Below are 13,649 nucleotides of genomic sequence, written 5' to 3'. Positions count from 1 at the left end.
GTTTTGTGCTGCACGCATTGGTTTTTCACCTGTTACGATTAGTAAACTCTTGCGCTGTTTATAGCGGCGTCCACGGAGTTTTCCGCGTCCTGCACGAATTTTCCTGGAATCTCTTGCACGAACAACATCATCGTAAAGACCGATGTTTGTGAGTGCTTCTACGATATCCTTTGTCTGTTCAAGTGATTCAAAAGAGTCTTCAAAGACAAACGGTACTTCGCCTTCAAATTTGTGTCCGCGTGCGAAAACAAGCTCTGCGTTCATGGTTGCGGCAATTGCCGACCTGATTGCTTTTTTATTTTCCTGCTTGTTTATCTTGCGGATAAGATTCTTTTCCTTCTTTGGCGGGTGAGCTGCACGTCCGCCTTTTGCCTGTGGTATACGTGCTGTACGTGAACCATTCTTAAGTCTTGGTACATGTGCTACACCACGACCGCTACCCCATGATACAGCAGATGTTCTGATACCTGCTAATGGGTTTGTGCCGTGTGGCTGGTAACGGGTGCTCTGGAGCGCCAGTACTGCATTCTTAATCAGGTCCGGACGGTATTGTTCATCAAATATTGCCGGAAGCTCGATCTCACCTGCAGCTTTTCCGTCAACTGATTTAATCTGTGCTTTCATCTCAGATCATCCCTGTTTGCTCATTGTGCTGACATAGCTGATTGACGGTACGCGATCAACGTGTTCTCTGTTGCGGATTGCAGGTCTTAGTCTTATCAGACGCTTGATCGGTCCGGGGACTGATCCTTTAATAGCTATATATCTGTTTTTTACAAGACCGTAGTTTACAAATCCGCCTTCAGGGTTGATCTCTTCAGGAGAGTCGCCTATTTTAAGAACACGTTTGTTGAATTCTGTTCTCTGCTGGTATCCCATCTGACCCATCTGCGGGACCTGCCATCTTACGTGGTGAGGTGTCCATGGACCAAGGTTACCTATGTGGCGCAGTTTACCCTGACGTGAGTGTTTACTCTTCTGCTTCTGAATGCCCCAGCGTTTGACAGGACCCTGTGTTCCCTTTCCTGTGGTAACAGCAGTTACGTCAATATATTCGCCGGTGTTTGCTATTGCATCAAATTCAACATCATTTCCGAAGAGTCCTGTTGCAAAGTTTAAGCGTGCTTCCATGTCGCCGCCTGCAACACGGACTTCCATTAAGTCTGAGACTTTCTTTGGAACTCCGGAAATCATAGCAGGCTGGGTGTACATCAATGCAAAGATATCTGTAACCTTTCCTTCTGCAATTGCATCCTTAATCTTCTGGGTGCTCTCTTCGGTGCTGTTCTTCTTCGGAACTGCAATACGTCCTCCAAGTGCTTCGTCGACACTTTCTGCCCATACTTCTGAAAAAGCATGCTTTCCGTATGTATCCGCACTGTATGCACGCACTGCAACAACCTTCATCGGGGGTATCTCTACAATTGTAACCGGTACTGTGATGTCTTTACCCTCGCTTGGGCTTGTTTTATGATCATCTACCATAACAATGTGTGTCATACCCGCTTTGTATCCGGCAAATCCCTGCAGTTTTGGCTCCCCTTCGTACTCAGGCCAGGATTTATATTTTGGAACCTGACTTTTTGCACGTGTACGGGGACTGTATGCAAGTGATCCTCTGCGTGGTCTGGATATGTTGGCCATTTTTCAATCAATCCTAAATCTTGCTGTTATTTTGCATCGATTCTGACTTTTCCGAGAATCCGAAAAAAACATCAGTCTGCAGTCTGATTAAAAACATTTTATCAGGAATAATCCCTTAAATGCTAAAATCTCATGCGGGTTTTTGTTTATCCGGAAATTTTGGGTTAAACAGACAGTCTCGTCTGGTCTAAATGAACCTGGATATCCGTGTTATGTCCGGCAGGATATATTCATACGAATACTCTCAAAGCCTCGCATCTTTGGCGGAATTAATAATTCCTGTGCCACGTCTCTCTAACAGATTCTGACCTTTATCTGCGCTATTCTGCAATTTATGAATAAAGCGAACTTCATTCTAAATGCCAGAAAAAGGGCCGAAAAACATTATTTCGTCCACCCTGTGTTTGGCGCATACATCAGATCCTACGTCGTCATCCCGCTGCCATATTTTCATAAAGAAAATCTGACAACCTACTTCTCTCGGTAATCACCGAGACTTAACGAAATCTAATCGCAGTCGTCCCGGGCAACCTCATCATAAGGTGTTAATCCTGTTTATGGTCGTTTCAGAGACGTGAGACGCTCATCTATTCCCTCAGGATTTGTAGAATCCTTATAACGGTTTCCTAAATGTTTTCTTTATACTAATATAAATGTAGTGATAAAAATGGTTTTTTTGTGTTTTTTTATTTGGAAAGTCTGTCTTTTGGATTCAATCACAAAAATAAGATACATTCTGTAGAATTATGAAATATATGTTATAATCTGTAATTACGCCGGTTTAATTGAAGTATATGTCACCGTCTTCATTTATGTAGACAACAATATCCTCTCTGATGTATCTTGCCCGAAACCTTTCAGGATTGGAGTCGCGCATACGATTTATCAGAGATATGGTGTCATAGCGGACTTTAATCCCAAGTTTTTCAGCCTCTTTAAAAATATCCTTTGCAGCTTCTATGAAATCCGAACCTGCTTTTACTGTACAGAGGGGCGTTGCGTCAAGGGTGTACAAAAATTCAAGTGTCTCTTTTGCTTTTTTAATATTCTCCATCGCCGCTTTTTCAATCGTGCAGACGTTTGCCTTTGAGGTCTCTATTATGTCAGCAATCTGTTGCTGTGTGTATCCCTGTTTTCTGTATCGAAGAATTTCTTTCTGACGTTCGGTGAGGAGACTTTCTTTCATTAATAGAGTTATATGTTTCACCAAACTTAAACACTTCTGATTAACCTGTAAGATTCACCTGATCCAAATAGATTATTTTCAAAATCTTTATTAGCAGATCTGATGAATTTAAAGTGTTCTCATAAATGAGAGGTATAGAATATGGTAGTTAAAGTAGGAATTGCAAAACTTGGTAACATTGCTAGCGGTGTTATGGCAGAACTGCTCTTAGACGAGCGTGCAGACCGTGAAGACATGGAAACATTCATGGCAACAAGCGGAACAAAACTTCAGGAAAATGATATTGCACGTGTTGTTGACAACATGAAGGCATGGGCACCTGACTTTTGCATTGTTGTTTCACCAAACGGTGTTCTCCCCGGACCAAAGGGTGCACGTGAGGCACTTGCAGCAGCAGGAATCCCTGTTGTTGTAATCACAGATGATATCACATCAAAGAAGGACGACTTTGCAGCACTCAAGGAATCCGCATTCGGATATATTATCATGAAGGCAGACTCCATGATTGGTGCACGCCGTGAATTCCTTGACCCGAAGGAGATGTCAGATTTCAACGGAAACCTTGTAAAGGTTCTCGCACTTACAGGCGCATTCTCAAAACTTCAGATTGCACTTGATGAAGTAATTGATCAGGTAAAGGCAGGAAAGAAGGGCGCAGACCTTGTACTTCCAAAGATTGTTATGACATCTGACAAAGCAGTTGCAAATGAGTTTACAAACCCATACGCACTTGCAAAAGGACGTGCAGCATACGAGATTGCATCAGCAGTTGCAGGCCAGAATGTTAAGGGCTGCTTCATGACAAAGGGTCATGAGAACTACACACCAATTGTTTCATCTGCACATGAGATGATGCGCCAGGCAATGCTCCTCTGTGAAGAGGCACGCGAACTTGAGAAAGCAGGCGACAGTGTTATCAGAAGGCCACACAAGGGCGACGGTACACGCGTTGAGAAGAAAGAGCTTATCTCAAAGCCCTGGTAAAACAAATAAATAACTTTTTTTTTAATTTTTAATCTGATTATTCCTAAATTACGGGTAGTATATTTCCTGTGTGTTAATAGATCAAAAAAGGGTTTATTGTTGATTTTCACTATGTCTGAAATTTAAACTAGCCAAAATCCCTGTCTCTAACCAAAACTGATATGATCAGCGCCAGAAGTGCAATTATAAATGAGAATATGTAGATGTGTGACATTGCCGCAGTCAGAATCAGGGGAGATATTATGTCTGTTGTGATATCTGTTATGCCTGTGATTGCGGATGACATGCTCTCCTGGACGATGAGGGTGTATATCGCGGTTCCCATACTCATTCCCACATAAAATACAAGATTGCTCACTGCCGAGCCTGTTACCTTTCTGTCATCAGGACTCTGTTCTATTATTCTGTTTGCCCCTGAGCCTGCAACCGTCCCTATTGCAATTCCAAAGACAATCAGTCCGATTACAAGGTACATCTGACTTGCAGCTCCAAGTGAGAAGAAGAGGACTGTAAATGAGATTGCGGCCAGAAATGCCGCTATTGAACAGACTATTCTGTTTCCCTCATAGTCTGATATCAGACCTCCTGCAGGTCCGGCTATTATCATAATCAGAGGCGGTATCAGAAGGTAGAGGCCTGAAATATCAGGTGTCAGCAGGAGAACGTTCTCGAGATAGAATGGCAGGACAAATTCAATGCCGCCTAAAAGGATCTCAAAGATTACAAGAAATACAACCGCCCCCAAAAAACCACCTGCCCTGAATATTCCAATATCAATTATTGGATCGGGATGTCTGCTTTCACAGATCAAAAAAAGGGGGAAAAATACTGTAAATGATATCAAAAGCAGAATTATTGGAGGGGAACTCCATCCAAGTCTGCTGCCGTTTGCAAGTGCGAAGAGAAATGCCGTCATTGTGACAGACAGTGTAATTACTCCTGCATAGTCAAAGTTTTTCAGTGAATCAGGGTTTTTGAAATCCTCAATTGCATACATTGTAAGTATAAAACCGAAGATTCCGATTGGGATATTGATGTAAAATATCCAGTGCCATGAGAGAAAATGGGTGATATATCCTCCTATTGCAGGACCTGCTGCAAGAGCGATACCTCCGGCACCCATGATTATTCCAAGCACTTTTCCTCTGACTTCTGCAGGAAAACCGATTGCCACCTGTGCAGGGACTCCTGCTGCCATCATGGCGCCACCTAACCCCTGCAGACCTCTGAAGAATATTATGGACCAGATATTTGGGGAAACTGCACAAAGGTAGGAACTTGCTGTAAATATGAGGAATCCTGTGGCTATTATGTCCCGTGTCCCGTATTTTTCTATTGTCTTTGCAAAAGGCAGAAGCAGGCAGCTTATTACCAGAAAATATATGAGTGGTATCAGCGATACCGTTCCGATATCCACCTGAAACTCGTTTGCAATTGTCGGAAGCGAGATATTTACTGCTGTTCCGTCAAGGAGTTCTATGGCAGTTGCAAGGGACAGGAGGAATAATACAGGCCAGTGTCCTTTCATTGAGGTTCTGTTTCTCATTTTTTACTTATTTTCCCTGTATGTTTTTCCGACATCTTCGGGGAGTGTGAGCACAACCGGTTCAAGATGGAGTCTTTCCATAAATGCCGTGTCTGACGTTGACTGGGGAGTTGGATTTATTCTTGCAATTACTGATGCAAATGCAAGAAAAGAACCGTCCGAATTATTTTCGTCAAACCTCAGTGTCATGTTAAAGGCATAGTGTCCGATCTCTTTATAATAATTAATTATTTTAACCAGACCTGAGGAAAAATCTTCAATGAATTCGCTGAATTCAGATATGCATGATATCGGCAGATAACCCCTGATCTCTTTTTCTCCGAATGGAACAGGACCTGCAGACCAGATTATCTCATCTCCAAAAAGATATCTGTCGGATTTTTTCTCATTCTCTCTTAATTTTTGCCAGTAATTTTCATTGCAGTCTGTCAGATACTGTTTGCTTTTTTTTATGTAAATTCCTGTTGCATATGTTGGTTCGTCATCACATATGCCCTGCAAATGAGGGTGAATCATGCTTGCACCTGCGGAGGGCAGATTATTCCAGTTTATTGAAGGAAATCCTGTTGTATCTTTAAGGGCTGTGTACTGACCTTTTAATGCATCCGATATCTGTTTCTCAGTATATTTTTGGGGTGTGTGTTCTTTTGTAATAACGGTTACAACATGGACTTTTGCAAAGGGATAGAGATTTGGGAAGGTAATGCTCTCTCCTGATATAATTCGTTTATTGTTCTCAAAGACCGGCGTATCTGTGAATATTTTCTCCGGGCAGAAATGACAGATTTCTCCGGACAATTTTGGGATTGAAAGTGAGTCTATGTTTCTTTTAAGTCTCGTCGGGCTTATCCGGCACTTAAATCCTGTAAGTGTCTCACATCTTAGGTGAAGATTGAAATTTTGTGAATTGATTATTTCTTCTGAAAACATAATTCCCGCCCTTATTTTCTGCAAAAATTCATCTGTGTTTTTTATTCTGATATCAGATGATATTATTATTCCTATAAAAATAATCGTAAATTCAACTGATTTTAAAAGAACAGGCCGGACAAAGCCGGAATAAAGTTTCAAAAAAAAATTGGGGTATTCTGACCGTTACGCCTTAAATGACGTACTTTCCGAGAAGACGGATAGAGTTGGTCATGTCAGGTCCGAGAGGTGAACCAAAGATAATCTGTGTGACACCTGATGCTGTAAGGTTTTCACATTTCTCTTTGACCATTTCAGGTGTACCTGCAATTGTAAATGCGTCAATCTCGCCGTCGCCGACAAGACCGCCGACTGCTCCAAAGTCAAAGCGTGAAAGTGCGTCTTTGATCTTTGCTACATTGCTGAGGTCAAGGCCGTGGCGTTCGAGAAGTGCGGGTGGTGAACCTGCTGCAATAAATGCTGCAACAATCTTTGCTGCATTGCGTGCCTTCTTCTCACTCTGGTCGATTGACATTGCAGTGTATGCGCCGACATCAAATTTCTTGAATTTTTTCTCGTCAACTGCATCACATGCTGCCTTTATGATTGGAATTGCAATGTCGAAATCTTTGGAGTTTGATGCGTTGATAAGTGCTCCCTCTCCGATTTCTCCTGCAAGTGCGAGCATCTTTGGACCCTGTGCGCCGATGTATGTTGGGATCTGCTTCTTCTTTGGAGGAAGCTGAACACCTGTAAGTTTGGCACCGTCATAGTCAAAGAATTCCATGTTTCCTGTCTTCTTGAGCTCTTCGCCTGCGCAAAGAGCTGTGATCTGCTGAACACCTTCTTTTAAGCGTGCAACAGGCTTTGCTGCATCGATTGCAAGCTTTGGAAGTGTTGAAAGGTCGCCCGGTCCGATACCGAGAACTGCACGTCCTTCTGAGATTTCATTGAGTGTGCACATGAATGATGCAATTGCTGCCGGTGTATCAGTGAATGTGTTCATGATACCTGGACCCATCTTGATGCTGTCGGTTGCCTGTGCAATTGCAGCAAGTGTTGGGTAGCAGTGGCGGTTGTTGTAGTGGTTTGTAATCCACGCAAAGTCGATATCTTTCTGCTCTGCAAGTTTACAATAATTAACTACCTGTTTAACAGATATGTTTCCTGGTACAAATTCTATTCCATAACTCAAGGTAATTACCTCAATTAGACTATTATTGCGGGGAGATTTAAATACATTATCATTTAGTTTGCTTTTATACAGAAAACTCACTTAGATTCTGTAGTTTAATAATATTCCTGTTTTTTGCTGTTCTTTTCAAGAAAAAACTTTGTAATGCCTGTTAGTTTGAAATCCTGCCGAATATACCCTGTTTTAGATTTTTATATATCTGCTTTTAAGCCTGTTTTGATGAAGAGAATTATTAGTATATACGAACAAATTATAACACAGTAAAATTGTACCTGATGCAAATTATGTATTTTAGCCTTTACAGTTACCGGAAAGTATATGGAAATTGCAGGATTTGTACTTCAATATTACAATAAAATAGGGGAAATCTGAGTAATATTGCTTGAACAGGAAAAGTACCCGGGTTTATAAAAAATGAGGATACTTGCTATTGGTGTTGGTGGAGCAGGTTCCCGGATAGTAGATCAGATTTACTATCAGGACAGGCGCAGCAGCGTTAGCTGCATCTCTTCAGTTGTAGTGGATGTAGATGGAAATTTACTCTCCCGGCTTCGCAATCTTCCTGAAAATTCAAAGATATTTTTCCCCGCGCTCGATCCAGATTTCAATTTTGACGTAAATTCCACTGTTGATGTAAGCGAGATTATGTCAAAGGTAAAAAGGATGGACAATGTCGATCTGGATGCGATAATGGTTTTTGTAGGTCTTGGCGGCAATATGAGTGACATCGTCCCTGAACTTATTGAGGAGATCAGGAAAGCCTATTTTGAACCGGTATTTGCGGTATGCACTCTCCCATATCTTCGGGAAGGGCGGGCAATTGCCAAAAAAGCTGCAGATGATCTTGATATTATTGAAGCATCTGCTGATGCGGTCATTCTCTTTGACAATGAGACCTGGTACAGAAAGATTAAGGCCTCTTTTGAGACCACTCTGGATGAACATGGAATTGCAGTTGTTAAACCCTCTCCATACGGCAGATCACTCCCTGATAATCCGCGTGATGTATATAATATGCTAAATGAGAGAATATCGCGCCAGATGAGTCTTTTATTAAGGGCGGGGGAGTTTAATGAATCCGGTTTTGAGACTGCAGAGATTGTTTTGGATGCGGGTGAGATATTAAACACGCTTAAGGGAAACGGCATGACTGCAATTGGTTATGCAATTGAGACTCTTCCTGTCAATCTGCTTGAATCCTTCGATAAATGGCGCTCTGATACATACTTTACCGAGGGTTCGCATAAACGTGCAACAAGAATTGTGGCGCTTGCAAAACAGGCGGTTTATGAGGATATTTCCATCCCCTGTGATCTTACAAGTGCAGATAAGGCACTTGTTCTGATTGCAGGACCTTCCAAAGAACTTTCGATGAAAGGTTTTCAGACCGTAAGAAAATGGATAGATTCCAGCATTTCAGGTCTTGAGATGCGTTCAGGGGATTATCCAGTAAGAAATACGCGATATGTCGGAATTATTATCATGCTCTCCGGAATTCACAATATTCCGCGTCTTGAGGAGATCAGAAGTTTAAGGGAGGAATATCTTTTGGAGGAAAAAGAAAGGGAAAATAATGAGGAGCAGTCGCGGATTCTTGAGGAGGAAGAGGCACTTTTGCTGTCCGGAAGAATTGGTTTGACCAACAGAAATGCGGAGGATCCGTCGGTCTCCGGTTTATCTTCACCTTATGAGATTGCAGTGGATAATCACAGGGAAATATCTCAGCAAAACACTAATTATTCTGGTTACGCCGAACCAAAAGCCCCTGCACCTGTTTATGATGAACAGGCGATAGAGGATGAGGCATGGGGACTTATAGGCGGGTATTCTAAAACACCTCCAAAAAGATCTTTTGACAATTCGAATGTCCCTCCCATAATAGAAGATAACAGCTTTGTACATAACAGACAGGATGTGCACTCCGGCAGCAGTTATAATCAGGAACATAATTATCATCAAAATAAACCTGCTGAATCTGCAGGAAATCTTAATATTGTCGATTTCCTTGAAGAGGAAAATTATGCGGATCAGAGTGAAAACCCTGCCTTTTCGTTACTGGGTTTTGAGGATGATTCTACTGAAAAGGAGAGTTACGGAGGAAAATCTCTCTCTTTTGTTGAACTCCTGGACGATGATGACTCAGGGGATTATGAAGAACAGGATGTTTCAATGTCGGAATACGGCTTTGTAAAAAGTGCAAAATTTTCTGATGCTGCATATTCCTATATTCCTGATGATGAAGAAACAAATGAAAATAATATTCCTCTGACATCTCCCGAATTTGTAAAAAGGCAGGAGTATGAGGAATATAAGAGTGAAGAATCAGAATTGTTGCCTGTTAAGAAAAAGGAGAACATCACTGACGATAAGATAGTAATTGCCGGGAAAAAAGAGAAGGTTGTGGATAATAACGGAATAAACCTCCCCGGCAGATCCTCAAAGAATCTGGCTGACATGACCCGGATGACTTCCGTTGATCTTGGAAAAGCACCAAAAGACTCCATGTTCGGAGTCAAAGAGATTAAAGGGCCGGGGATTCCAAAAGAGAGAAGTGATAATTCCCGCGTTGGTGAAAAGATCAGTATTGGCAGTCCGGTTCAGAGGGCAAGTGACAGAGCATTTTCGGGCGGCACTATATCCGGCGGCTCTGTTATGAGGCCAAATGATAATGCATTCTCCGGGGGCAGGATATCCGGAGGTTCTGTTATGAGACCAAATGATAATGCATTTTCAGGCAGCAGGGTCTCAATTAAGTCAAATATAAAGGCAAATGATGGTGCTGTCTCTGGCGGAAAGTTATCGATGCGTCCTAATATCCGGCCCAGGGATAATTCCATGGGGGCTAAGGTTTCAATGGGAAATTCTGCCAGAAAACCTGTTGAACTTTTATCGGGAGGAATAAAGTCAGACACCGGTACGAAGCCAAAGGAGCTTTTGTCGGGTGGAGTGAAAGTTGCGGGAAGTTCAGCAAAGCCCAGAGAGTTGTTGTCCGGTGGAATAAAATCAAACACAGGGGTAAAACCAAAGGAGCTTTTATCGGGGGGTGTCAGGGTGGGGTCCGGTCCTGCAAAACCCGTTGAGTCTTTGTCCGGCAATATTAAAGTCGGAAAGAATCCTGTAACTTCCCGAAGAGAGAAGGAAGCAATTGCATCCGGGCAGCGCAATGTTGATAAAAAGAATAAAAAAACAGGTAAAAGCAGTTTTTCATCAGATAAGGATGATGATCTTTTCTGGATCTGATCTATTTTTTTAATTCAATTTTGTTATATTAAAATATTAGCATGCTTCAATCTGTCCTCGGGGCTTGCGCATCATGATACCGGCTTGGACGCTACCCTTCGGGCAGCCTCAGCCGAAAAGTATCATATTTCCAAAATTTCCAGTATCATGAAGATTTTTTCAAATGCATGAAACTGTCAAACAATATTTTTTACAAATATAGATATTTAGTGAAGAGATAAACCTATTTTTAAAAATGGACCTGGCGGGATTTGAACCCGCGGCCTCTACGTTGCGAACGTAGCGATCTACCCCTGATCTACAAGCCCTGTAATATATGTAAATAATTAAAAAAAATATGAAAAATGTTTTTTGATAATTTAGAGAATAATCTCTATATCGAGTTTTTCTGCAAGCTCTTTGTATCTGTTCCTGATTGTAACCTCAGTTACACCGGCAACTTCTGCAACCTCGCGCTGTGTACGGCGTTCTCCGCCGAGAATTGAGGAGATGTATATGGCTGCTGCCGCAACGCCTGTAGGCCCTCTGCCGCTTGTGAGCTCTCTTTCTCCTGCCTGTCTGAGGATTTCAACAGCCCTTGACTGAACTTCACCTTTGAGTTTTAATCCTGAGCAGAAACGCGGGACATAGTCAATTGGTGATGTAGGGAGGAGTTTAAGCCCGAGCTCTCTTGAGATAAACCTGTATGTTCTTCCAATCTCTTTTCTTGATACACGGGATACCTCTGCAATCTCGTCAAGTGTTCTTGGGACATTGCACTGACGGCATGCTGCATAAAGTGCTGCTGCAGCGACTCCCTCAATACTTCTTCCCCTGATGAGGTTTTTATCAACGGCATCACGGTAGACAACAGCTGCTGTTTCACGAACGTTTCTTGGAAGACCAAGAGCGGATGCCATCCTGTCAAGTTCTGAGAGAGCGAATGCTAGGTTTCTCTCGGTTGCGTTTGATACACGAATCCTTCTCTGCCATTTACGCAGACGGTAAAGCTGTGCACGGTTTTTGGAGGAGATTGCACGTCCGTATGAATCTCTGTTTCTCCAGTCGATCATTGTCGAGAGACCTTTGTCATGAATTGTAAAGGTCATCGGAGCACCTACACGTGAACGCTTCATTCTCTGGTCGTGATCGAAGGCACGCCATTCAGGTCCTCTGTCGATGAACTCTTCCTCAAGAACAAGACCACAGTTCTGGCAGGTGAGTTCGGCACGTTCGTAATCGTGAATGAGCTGGCGGCTGCCGCACTCCGGGCATATGGTTTTGCTCTTCTCTTCAGGTTTTTTCTGAAGTTTTTCCATCTGTTCTGAAGAACGATTCTTTAGGGCTTCTCTCTGAGTCTGAAGCTGTTTTAGTTTCTCTATTTCCTGCATTTTTGTTCACCTGATTATTTTGTATATAGCATCTCACCGGTTGTGCGGTTTTTTGTATCTCTGCAGTATACTGCCGCGCACGGATACTTTATATTACCAAAGATTTCAACAAGTTTCCCGACAGGTCTCTGCTGTCTGTCAACAATGTCTGCATATAGTGGGGGAAGTTGTGCTGCATCACAATATACCACGACTAAATGCTTTCCAACAACTGAACGGATCTGACCGGTAAGTTTCAAAAGATTACCTTCCTGAAAAATCAAGAGTTATACGATAGTTCGCAATCTATATATATAAGTCAAAAGAGTATATAAAAATATTGGTAATCGTTATATATTTGTTAGATGTCAATAATGGTCTTCAGTGTTTTATCTGATAAAATAGTATCTGCCTCCTCTGCTGTCATCCCCGCGCCCTTTGCCACCAGTTTTCGCGCGTTTTTGGTAAGCAGATCGGAAGGTCCGTGAGTGTCGGAATTAACTATAATGGTACATCCTGATTTCAATGCTGCCTTAAGAATATGGCCGTTGGTTCTGTTATGTCCGCCTCTGGATGTGATTTCAAGTGCAACACTGTTTCTTTTTGCAACGGTTGTCACATCTTCTGTGATGAGGCCGGGATGCGCCAGGATGTCAACATAATCCGAAGTGCAGGCCGCCATGTTTGTGCCCGGAGCCACAGGTTCCATAATTGTCTCGCCGTGCACAACAACAATATCCGCACCTGATTTTTTTGCCATTTTTGCTAGTTCATCTATTTCTTCCGGGGGGACATGTGTTATTTCAACACCTGAGAAAAGTCTGACTCCAAAAAGATCTGCTGATTTTTTTATTGCATTTACTGCCTTTATCAGTTCGTGTATGTTTGAGGCATCCGCATGGTCGGTTATTGCCAGTGTATCGTATCCAAGAACTGCCGCACGGCGCACAAGTTCTGTCGGGAGAAGTTCTCCGTCCGACATTGTTGTGTGGGTATGAAGATCGTACATTTAAAAAACCTCTATCTCTTATTTTTGGTGTCCTGTTTTAATTTTTCAGCGATATTTTTGATGAGAGTCTCTTTTGATTTATCCCACTCAACAAGTATGCGTCCTTCATTTGAAATCCAGTGTCCCGGGTGGTTTTTATTTTCTGCCGTTGCTTTCAGTCCCAGTTTTTTTGCGGCAGCGAGAATGTTTCTGGTTGGAGGATTTTTTACGGCATCGCTCTTTTTAACGCGCCTTCCCTCTGCCCTTGTCAGGGTTTCATTGAAATAACAGGGGTAAAGAACCTTCTCTTTTTCCATATTGAATAATATGGTCCTGTAAACCTAATAACAGATACTGATCATACTATAATTATGCACCATATTGATGTCAGCATAGAGAAGGATGTTTATGATGCCAACAACAAACTGGCACACAAAAATTACCACCTGCTAAAGGACAACGGGATTCGGGCATTTGATCTTTTGGGAGCAATAGGTTCCGGAAAAACTGCTTTAATTGAAAATATTGTACCTGTTCTTAAAGAGAAAGGACTTAATGCAGGTGCAATTGCAGGTGATGTCTGGGGAGACGATGATTTTCAGAGAATT

12 protein-coding genes, 1 tRNA gene and 1 pseudogene are annotated in these 13,649 nt (G+C 42.3%); 3 read left to right on the top strand and 11 right to left on the bottom strand.

The genetic code is table 11. The annotated features are described in order from the left end of the window. From rpl4p to ACTB1O_RS04985, 3 genes are all read right to left on the bottom strand, one after another. Positions 1-624: 50S ribosomal protein L4 (gene rpl4p, locus ACTB1O_RS04995; RefSeq protein WP_462994039.1), on the bottom strand; the 624-nt coding region annotated here is incomplete at its 3' end. 6 nt (positions 625-630) lie between these two features. Further along, positions 631-1,644 carry a 50S ribosomal protein L3 gene (locus tag ACTB1O_RS04990; RefSeq protein WP_462994038.1) on the bottom strand — a complete coding sequence of 338 codons (1,014 nt, stop codon included), beginning with the start codon at positions 1,642-1,644 and terminating at the stop codon, positions 631-633. Positions 1,645-2,425: 781 nt separating this feature from the next. Further along, a complete protein-coding gene (locus ACTB1O_RS04985) occupies positions 2,426-2,830 on the bottom strand; it encodes a Tfx family DNA-binding protein (protein WP_462994037.1) in 405 nt (134 codons plus the stop codon). Between the two features lie 141 nt (positions 2,831-2,971). Here ACTB1O_RS04985 and ACTB1O_RS04980 point away from each other — a divergent pair, with 141 nt between their 5' ends. Continuing rightward, positions 2,972-3,814: a F420-dependent methylenetetrahydromethanopterin dehydrogenase gene (locus ACTB1O_RS04980; RefSeq protein WP_462994036.1), complete on the top strand. Its 843-nt coding sequence runs from the start codon at positions 2,972-2,974 to the stop codon at positions 3,812-3,814. A 127-nt stretch (positions 3,815-3,941) separates the two neighbouring features. Here ACTB1O_RS04980 and ACTB1O_RS04975 read toward each other — a convergent pair whose 3' ends face one another. From ACTB1O_RS04975 to ACTB1O_RS04965, 3 genes are read right to left on the bottom strand one after another with little or no spacing between them, the layout of a single operon-like run. Continuing rightward, on the bottom strand, positions 3,942-5,360 hold the full coding sequence (locus tag ACTB1O_RS04975) for an MFS transporter (protein ID WP_462994035.1): 1,419 nt from the start codon (positions 5,358-5,360) through the stop codon (positions 3,942-3,944). Positions 5,361-5,363: 3 nt separating this feature from the next. Next, on the bottom strand, positions 5,364-6,431 hold the full coding sequence (locus ACTB1O_RS04970; protein WP_462994034.1) for a galactose-1-phosphate uridylyltransferase: 1,068 nt from the start codon (positions 6,429-6,431) through the stop codon (positions 5,364-5,366). A 31-nt stretch (positions 6,432-6,462) separates the two neighbouring features. Beyond that, complete coding sequence (locus ACTB1O_RS04965; RefSeq protein ID WP_462994033.1) at positions 6,463-7,464, bottom strand: 5,10-methylenetetrahydromethanopterin reductase; 1,002 nt, start codon at positions 7,462-7,464, stop codon at positions 6,463-6,465. 414 nt (positions 7,465-7,878) lie between these two features. On the opposite strand from ACTB1O_RS04965, the gene ACTB1O_RS04960 reads away from it, so the two are divergent. After that, positions 7,879-10,704, top strand: coding sequence for a tubulin/FtsZ family protein (locus tag ACTB1O_RS04960; protein WP_462994032.1), 2,826 nt, complete (start codon positions 7,879-7,881; stop codon positions 10,702-10,704). Positions 10,705-10,940: 236 nt separating this feature from the next. Here the strand turns inward: ACTB1O_RS04960 and ACTB1O_RS04955 are convergent. The 5 genes from ACTB1O_RS04955 to ACTB1O_RS04935 form a co-directional block, all read right to left on the bottom strand. Further along, positions 10,941-11,012: transfer RNA gene (locus ACTB1O_RS04955), tRNA-Ala, on the bottom strand. Between the two features lie 51 nt (positions 11,013-11,063). Then, positions 11,064-12,074 (bottom strand): transcription initiation factor IIB, encoded by a 1,011-nt coding sequence (locus tag ACTB1O_RS04950; protein WP_462994031.1) that lies wholly within the window; start codon positions 12,072-12,074, stop codon positions 11,064-11,066. 14 nt (positions 12,075-12,088) lie between these two features. After that, positions 12,089-12,313, bottom strand: a complete 225-nt coding sequence (locus tag ACTB1O_RS04945; RefSeq protein WP_462994030.1) for an H/ACA ribonucleoprotein complex subunit GAR1 — start codon at positions 12,311-12,313, stop codon at positions 12,089-12,091. A gap of 101 nt (positions 12,314-12,414) precedes the next feature. After that, a complete protein-coding gene (locus ACTB1O_RS04940; protein WP_462994029.1) occupies positions 12,415-13,062 on the bottom strand; it encodes a histidinol phosphate phosphatase domain-containing protein in 648 nt (215 codons plus the stop codon). Positions 13,063-13,073: 11 nt separating this feature from the next. Further along, a complete protein-coding gene (locus ACTB1O_RS04935) occupies positions 13,074-13,358 on the bottom strand; it encodes a signal recognition particle subunit SRP19/SEC65 family protein (protein ID WP_462994028.1) in 285 nt (94 codons plus the stop codon). A gap of 54 nt (positions 13,359-13,412) precedes the next feature. Between ACTB1O_RS04935 and ACTB1O_RS04930 the strand changes: the two are divergent. Continuing rightward, a pseudogene (locus ACTB1O_RS04930) lies at positions 13,413-13,649 on the top strand (hydrogenase nickel incorporation protein HypB); the annotation flags it as partial.

It is taken from the genome of Methanomicrobium sp., assembly GCF_055145805.1.
This window is presented reverse-complemented; position numbering and strand designations above follow the sequence as displayed.